This is a genomic window from Silvimonas sp. JCM 19000 (assembly GCF_054652575.1).
Genome location: NZ_BAAIHC010000049.1, coordinates 1 through 7,346, shown reverse-complemented (window position 1 = coordinate 7,346; position 7,346 = coordinate 1). Strand labels below are relative to the sequence as shown.

At 60.2% G+C, this 7,346-nt stretch carries 7 protein-coding genes; 5 read left to right on the top strand and 2 right to left on the bottom strand.

The window, feature by feature from the left end; translation table 11 throughout:
• Positions 1-83: 83 nt before the first annotated feature.
• Together ACYQ1A_RS21640 and ACYQ1A_RS21635 are read right to left on the bottom strand one after the other, a co-directional pair.
• Complete coding sequence (locus ACYQ1A_RS21640; protein WP_499365796.1) at positions 84-1,226, bottom strand: D-alanyl-D-alanine carboxypeptidase family protein; 1,143 nt, start codon at positions 1,224-1,226, stop codon at positions 84-86.
• Positions 1,227-1,930: 704 nt separating this feature from the next.
• Entirely contained in the window at positions 1,931-2,779 is an 849-nt protein-coding gene (locus ACYQ1A_RS21635; protein ID WP_499365795.1) for a PhzF family phenazine biosynthesis protein, read from the bottom strand.
• A gap of 304 nt (positions 2,780-3,083) precedes the next feature.
• Here ACYQ1A_RS21635 and pcnB point away from each other — a divergent pair, with 304 nt between their 5' ends.
• From pcnB to panC, 5 genes are read left to right on the top strand one after another with little or no spacing between them, the layout of a single operon-like run.
• A complete protein-coding gene (pcnB, locus tag ACYQ1A_RS21630) occupies positions 3,084-4,439 on the top strand; it encodes a polynucleotide adenylyltransferase PcnB (protein WP_499365797.1) in 1,356 nt (451 codons plus the stop codon).
• Positions 4,432-4,920, top strand: coding sequence for a 2-amino-4-hydroxy-6-hydroxymethyldihydropteridine diphosphokinase (folK, locus tag ACYQ1A_RS21625; RefSeq protein WP_062225469.1), 489 nt, complete (start codon positions 4,432-4,434; stop codon positions 4,918-4,920). The genes pcnB and folK overlap by 8 nt, the downstream gene beginning before the upstream one ends.
• 54 nt (positions 4,921-4,974) lie before the next feature.
• On the top strand, positions 4,975-5,766 hold the full coding sequence (panB, locus tag ACYQ1A_RS21620; protein ID WP_499365794.1) for a 3-methyl-2-oxobutanoate hydroxymethyltransferase: 792 nt from the start codon (positions 4,975-4,977) through the stop codon (positions 5,764-5,766).
• An 8-nt stretch (positions 5,767-5,774) separates the two neighbouring features.
• Complete coding sequence (locus ACYQ1A_RS21615) at positions 5,775-6,368, top strand: HD domain-containing protein (protein WP_062225468.1); 594 nt, start codon at positions 5,775-5,777, stop codon at positions 6,366-6,368.
• A gap of 31 nt (positions 6,369-6,399) precedes the next feature.
• Positions 6,400-7,239, top strand: a complete 840-nt coding sequence (gene panC, locus ACYQ1A_RS21610; RefSeq protein ID WP_499365793.1) for a pantoate--beta-alanine ligase — start codon at positions 6,400-6,402, stop codon at positions 7,237-7,239.
• Positions 7,240-7,346: the final 107 nt, after the last annotated feature.

Genomic DNA, 7,346 nt, shown 5'->3' with positions numbered 1-7,346 from the left:
CCATCAAAGCCATCAAGAAGAACGCCGCCATGTGCGTTCCACTTAACCGGCTTTGAACGGTGGGTCACGACCCACCCTATGGCTTATTTAGCAAACCAAAGGCGGATGGTATCGATCAGGCGGTGGAAAAAGCCGCCTTCGTTCACGTCGGCCAACACCAGCAGCGGGTATTCGCCCACTTGCTTGCCGTTGGCCATCAGCTTGACCGTGCCCACTTGCTGGCCGGCTTTCAGCGGCGCGATCAGCGGTTTGGCGGGCAGCACGGCCTGGGTGGTGAACTTGCCGCCGTCGCCCTTGGGGACGGTCAGATAACGGTCGCTGTTAAAGCCCAGTTTGACGCTATCGGCGTCGCCTTTGTAAACGCGCGGCGTATCCACCACCTGACCCGCGCTGAAGGCTTTGACCGTATCAAAAAACTGGATGCCCCAGCCCAGCAGCTTGGCCGATTCATTGGCGCGTACCACATCGCCGGTGGTGCCAACCACAACTGAAATCAAACGACGACCATTGGCATGCGTACTGGCCACCAGGTTGAAACCGGCCGACTCGGTATGGCCGGTTTTCATGCCATCCACGTTGGGATCGCGGTACAACAGCAGGTTGCGGTTAGGCTGCTTGATCTTGTTGTAGGTGAACTCGTGCATCGAATAGATCGGATAGAACTGCGGGTAGTCGCGAATGATCGCGCCCGCAATCTTGCCGAGGTCGGCCACGGTCATGTAATGGTTGGGGTCCGGCAGGCCCGTTGAGTTGACGAAGTGCGAGCCGGTCATGCCCAGACGTTTGGCTTCTACGTTCATCAAACCGGCAAACACTTCTTCGCTACCGGCGATGGCTTCGGCCAGGGTCACGCAAGCATCGTTGCCCGACTGCACGATCATGCCCTTGATCAAATCGTCGACGCTGGCCGGCGTTTTGGGGTCCAGAAACATGCGCGAACCTTCGGTTTTCCAGCCTTTGGCCGAAACCGTCAGTTGCTGATCAAGCTTGATGCGGCCTTCCTTGACTGCTTTGAACACCACGTAGGCGGTCATCAGCTTGGTCAGCGAAGCCGGTTCGATGCGGGTATCCGGGTCTTTGGCGGTGAGAACTTCACCGCTCTGGAAATCATTAAGCGCCCACGCTTTGGCGGCGAGTTGCGGCGGGGGTGGGGTGAAGGCTTGAGCGGTTGTGGCGATCAACAGACCGACAGCGATAAGGCTTTGGGTAATACGGCGTGAAATCATGGCGGGCAATTCGGATCTGGAGCGGGATGGAAGAAAGTACGCCTGGCGCGTACGGCGCGGTGCGTATTATGGGCCGGTTTTGACTGTAAGTGTCAGGTGGAGTTTGTCCGCTTTGTGGGCGGGGTGGTTCCCTCCGATTGATTAGCAGCTGCGAGTTGTTTGATCGTGGAGCCTGGGGCTGGGATCTTTAACCGCTTAGCCTGCGGCGCATGTTTTGAAGCCGGGGGGCGCCCCGTTGCGCCTCACTTTTCAGTAAAGACTTATCGTGCAACTTTGCTTCGCCAAAGAAAAGTAAGCAAAAGAAAGGCGACCCTCCGCGCGGTAAAGCTGCGCAGAAGGGAAAGGTCAAAAGCCGAAACTAACCGTCTGCATAACCGGGTTTTGTAGCTGCCGCTCCGCGGACGCGACGCTCAGTCGGAGCCCGATAAACCCGGTCTACTACCTTCTCCCGCTCAGGAGATGGCATGGCATAGCCGTCTTCGCTGGCCTCGTCGCTACGCAACATCGGGTGGGCGTGGTGGCGGTGGGGTAGCAACTTTCCTTAGGCGGCGCCGCTGCGCGTCGCCTACCTTCGCCCGCTCAGGAAATGGTTGGGGTTTGGCACGCGGGGTTGCCTCGTTCCTGCGGAACATCGGGTGGGCGTGGTGACGGTGGGGTAGCAACTTTCCGCTGGCCGCGCTGGGGCTGCTACCCGCTCGTCCTGCCTAATCCAGCGTGAGCTCACCGCTGCCGATGGGGACAATCCGGCCGCCGACTTTGATCTGGCCCTCGGCCGTTAGCGTCAGTTTCAGGTGCGCCAGGCGGTTGATGCCGTGGCCCTGGATCATGGTGGCGGTCAGGGGCAGGGGCGCGTTGTTGCGCAGCAGCCAGCCGCCCAGGTTGGCACACGCTGAGCCGGTGCCAAAATCTTCGCCGATGGCGCCTGCCTGCACCCAGAAAAAACGCGCAATGATTTCGTGGTCATTCGCCCAGGCCCAGACCAGCGCCACGGAGCGATCTTGCGCCGTACGGGTTGCCGGGATAAACAGGTCGAGCGGCGGCTTGCAGGCGGCCACGTCGGCCGGGGTCTTGAGAGCCACCACCAGTTGTTCCGAGCCGACGTCAACAAACAGCGGCGTGCCCGCCAGGGCTGCCGTGGTGGTGCCCAGCGCGGCGGCGATGTCGGCGGCAGGCGCCGCATCGCGGTAGGCCGGGGCGTTGGCGGTCAGGGTGGCGTAGTCGCCAGCGATTTCAACCGGGATATCGCCGGACTTCAGGCCGAGCTTGACGGCGTTGTTCTGGCTGGATTGCGCGATGGTCCATGCTGTGCCCAGCGTGGGGTGACCCGCGAAGGGCAGTTCGTAGCCCGGGGTAAAGATGCGGACTTTGGCGTCGGCAGCGCTGTCGCGGTCGGGCGCAAACACAAAAGTGGTTTCAGACAGATTGAGTTGCTGCGCGATCTGCTGCATTTGCACGTCGTCCAGGCCGTCCGCCTGGTCAAACACCGCCAGCGGATTGCCGCCGAAGGTTTCTTGCGCAAACACATTGACGATGCGATAGCGATAAGTAGGCATAAGCCGCAATCCGGTTACAAGTGAGGGTCGCCCAGAATGCGGCAGCGCGCGGTGGGGCGATAGCGACAGGCGGGGTGTTTTCAGATCAAAACAGTTGCAAAACACGCCGAAAACAGTAACCGGCGGCGCATTTCGTAAGGTTTTGCGGCAACCAGGGCGATTTGCCGCTGTATAGCGCGGGCGGACTGTATAATATGGCGCTTTGTTTTCTGACAAATCAGGCGTCTGCCTGGCTTAAATATGCAAACGGCGGGGCGCTTGGTTTTGAGCTGACCCGGATACGCCGGCTTTTACTGGTTGAATGATGATACGCAAGCTGATCGGCAAGGTATTGCGCCGCCCGGGCAAACGGGTAATGCACGCCAAACATTACGGCATCCGACGTGAAGACATCCATCACGGCGCGCTCAAGGTCTGTGACCGCTTGCAGGATGCGGGCTACGAGGCTTATGTCGTCGGCGGCGCGGTGCGCGATCTGATGCTGGGCAAATCGCCCAAAGACTTTGATGTGGCCACCAGCGCCACGCCCGAACAAGTGCGGCATATCTTCAATCGCTCGCGCATTATCGGCCGACGCTTTCGCATCGTGCACGTGCCGTTCTATGAGCGCGGTGGCGAAGAAATCATCGAAGTCACCACCTTCCGTGGCGCGGGCGAAGCGCCGACCGATGAATCGGGCCGCATCCTGCGCGATAACGTCTATGGCAGCCTCGAAGACGATGCGCTGCGCCGCGACTTTACCGTCAACGCGCTGTATTACGATCCCAGTCGCGAAGAAATCATCGACTTTCATCACGGCGTGGATGATCTCGAAAGCAAAAAGCTGGTGATGATAGGCGAAGCGGATGTGCGCTACCGCGAAGATCCGGTGCGCATGCTGCGCGCGGTGCGCCTGGCGGCCAAGCTGGGCCTTGAAATTGCGCCCACCACGCGCAAACCGATTTCGGAACACGCCAATCTGTTGCAGAACATTCCGTCGGCGCGTTTGTTCGACGAGATGATGAAGTTGTTGTTATCGGGCCGCGCCTGGGACTGTTTGATGTCGCTGCGCGCCGAAGGCCTGCACAACTATCTGTTTCCGGTGCTCGACCAACTGCTGACCAAACCGGCGACCGCGCAATTCCTGCAAAAGGCGCTGGCCAGCACCGACCAGCGTCTGGCCGAAGACAAACCGGTTTCGGCCGGCTTTCTGTTTGCGGCTTTGTTGTGGCACGAAGTGGAAGCGGATTGGCAGAAGCGCCAGGCGGCCGGTGAATACCCGGTGCCCGCCCTGGTGGCGGCGATGAACGAAGTCGAATCGACGGTGGAAAAACGCCTCGCCATCCCCAACCGCTACGGCGCGGCGATGAAAGAAATCTGGTTGCTGCAACCGCGCTTTGAACAACGCGTGGGCACGCGCCCGCATCGTTTGCTGGAGCAGCAACGCTTCCGCGCCGCCTATGACTTTTTGTTGCTGCGCGCTGAATGCGGCCTGATCGACAAAGAATTGGCCGAATGGTGGACGCAATTCCAGTACTGCGATGACAACACGCGCTCGGCCATGATCGCGCGTGTGGCCAGCCCGGCGCAGGGTGATCGCAAACGTCGGCGTCGGCGCAAGCCCACCGGCAAGGGTGGCGGCGCGGCGGGTGCGCCCGCAGCGGGCGGCGGCGATGAGTGAGCCGCAACGCGCCTTTATTGCACTGGGCGCCAATATGGATGACCCGGCGGGGCAGTTAACCGCCGCGCTGCAGATGCTGGCGATGATTCCCGGCATCCGCATGCTGCACTGTTCGCGCTTTTACGCCTCGGCCCCGGTCGGTTATGCCGACCAGCCCGACTTTGTAAACGCGGTGGCGGAAATCAGCACCACACTCAGTCCCAAACAATTGCTGGAAGCACTGCTGGCGGTGGAAGCCGCCCGCGGTCGTACGCGCAGTTTTCGTAATGCGCCGCGCACGCTGGACCTCGATGTGTTGTTGTATGGCGACGCCATCATCAACGAGCCGGGCCTGAGCGTGCCGCACCCACGCATGCACGAGCGCGCCTTTGTGCTGGTGCCTTTGCTCGAGATCGCCCCTGATCTCAACATCCCCGGCCTTGGCCCCGCCCAGGCATTCCTGGGGAAAGTAGCGAGCCAGCAGCTTAAACCGTTGCGCTAAACTCGGTTTTCTTGCGCCGCAACATCGGCGCCTTCGTACTCAGGACTTCCGCGCATGAAAGTAACCGTCAATACGCTGGCCAAGATGAAACAGGATGGCCACAAGATCTCGATGCTGACCTGTTATGACGCCAGCTTTGCGTCCTTGCTGGAAGCAGCGGGGGTAGAAATCCTGCTGATCGGCGACTCGCTCGGCAATGTCATTCAGGGCCAGACCAGCACGCTGCCGGTGACCATGGACGACATGGTTTATCACACGCGCTGTGTGGCGCGCGGTGCCCGCAATGCCATGGTGCTGTCTGATCTGTCATTTGGCGCATCACAAGTCAGCCCGCAAAAAACCTTTGAAAACGCCGCCCGTTTGATGGCCGCTGGTGCCGAGATGGTCAAGATCGAAGGCGGCATGGTCATGGCGGAAACCGTCGACTTTTTGACCACGCGCGGCATCCCGGTCTGTGTGCATATCGGCCTGCAGCCGCAGTCCGTCAATATTTATGGCGGCTACAAGGTGCAAGGCAAAAGCGAGACCGAAGCCGAAACGCTCAAGCGTGACGCCCTGGCGCTGCAGGCGGCCGGGGCCAGCCTGGTGGTGATGGAAATGGTGGCGTCCAGTGTGGGCAAAGCGGTGTCTGAGGCCCTGGCGATTCCGGTGATCGGCATTGGCGCGGGCGTGGATTGCGACGGCCAGGTGCTGGTACTGCATGACATGCTCGGCGTGTATCCCGGCAAAAAAGCCCGCTTTGTCAAAAACTTCATGCACGGCCAGACCAGCATTCAGGGCGCGGTCGAGGCCTATGTAAAAGCCGTGCGCGCTTCGACCTTCCCCGCGGACGAACACAGCTTCTGAGGTTAGCCATGAACGCCGATTTCGCCGCCATTACCGGCTTTGTGCTTGAGCTGGAACAACTCAAAGGGGTGCTTCGGCGCAGCATGCCGGTGGGGCTGGATCGCTACGAAAACAGCGCTGAACACAGCTGGCAGATCTGTTTGCTGGCCATGAGCATGCAGACGCAAGCGGCACAGCCGGTAGACATCGCGCATGTCTTGCAAATGTTGCTGGTGCATGACATTCCCGAAATCGACGCCGGTGACATTCTTGTATACGACACCAGCCAGCATGCGGCCCAGGCGGAGCGTGAACTGGCGGGCGCGCAACGCATTTTCGGCTTGCTGCCGCCCGCCACCGGCACCCGCATGCTGATGCTGTGGCATGACTTCACCACGGGCACGTCGTTTGAATCGCGCTATGCCCGCGCGGTGGATCGCTTGATGCCGATGCTGCAAAACATTTACGCCGGTGGCCGCACCTGGCAGGAAAACAATGTGCGCATCGACCAGGTGCTGGGCAACAAGACCAGGATCGAACCGGTCTTTCCTGGCGTGTGGCAAGACCTGGAACGCCAGCTTCATCAAGCGGTAGAACGCGGCGATTTGCTGCCTGCCGCCTGAATATCGACCCGACTCTGCAGGGACTCACATCATGAAAATCATCCATACCATCGCTGAACTGCGCGCCTGGCGCGCCACAGCGGGCAAAGTGGCCTTTGTGCCCACCATGGGCAATCTCCATCAGGGCCATATGGCGCTGATCCGCGAGGCGCATCACCACACCAGCAAGATCGTGGTGTCGATCTTTGTAAACCGTTTGCAATTTGGCCAGGGCGAAGACTTTGACCGTTATCCGCGTACGCTGGAACAAGACGCCAAACTGATCGCAGCCATTGCGCCCGATGCCGTGGTGTTTGCGCCGGATGAGCGCGAGCTGTATCCGCATGTGGTGCAGCTGTACAAGGTGGAACCGCCAGCGATTCAGGACGAATTGTGCGGAGCCTTCCGCCCGGGGCATTTCCGCGGCGTGGCGACGGTGGTGACCAAGCTGTTCAATATCGTGCAGCCCGACGTGGCCTGCTTTGGCAAAAAAGACTATCAGCAGCTGTTCGTGATCCAGAGCATGGTGGACGAGCTGAATATGCCGATCCAGATTGTGCCGGTGGATACCGGTCGCGACGAAGACGGGCTGGCGTTGTCATCGCGCAATGGCTACCTGACGCCGGAAGAGCGTGCGGAAGCGCCGCGCATTTTCCATCATTTGTCGCGCATGAAATCGGCGATAGAAGCGGGCGAGCGAGACTACGAAAAGCTGGCGCAAGAAACCATCGCCGATCTGACCGCACGCGGTTGGGGCCAGATCGATTATGTGGAAGCGCGTAACGCCACCAATCTGAAACCCGCCACTCACACCGACCACCGCCTGGTATTGCTGATCGCCGCCCGCATCGGCAAAACCCGGTTGATTGATAACGTCGAGATCAACCTCTAAACCCGCACGCGCTGTGCGCCAAAGGCGTTTTACATAGGGTGGGTCATGACCCACCATGCAATGCCGCTGATAAGACCCGCGCTGTTTGCCGTTCTTTTCGCTGGCTC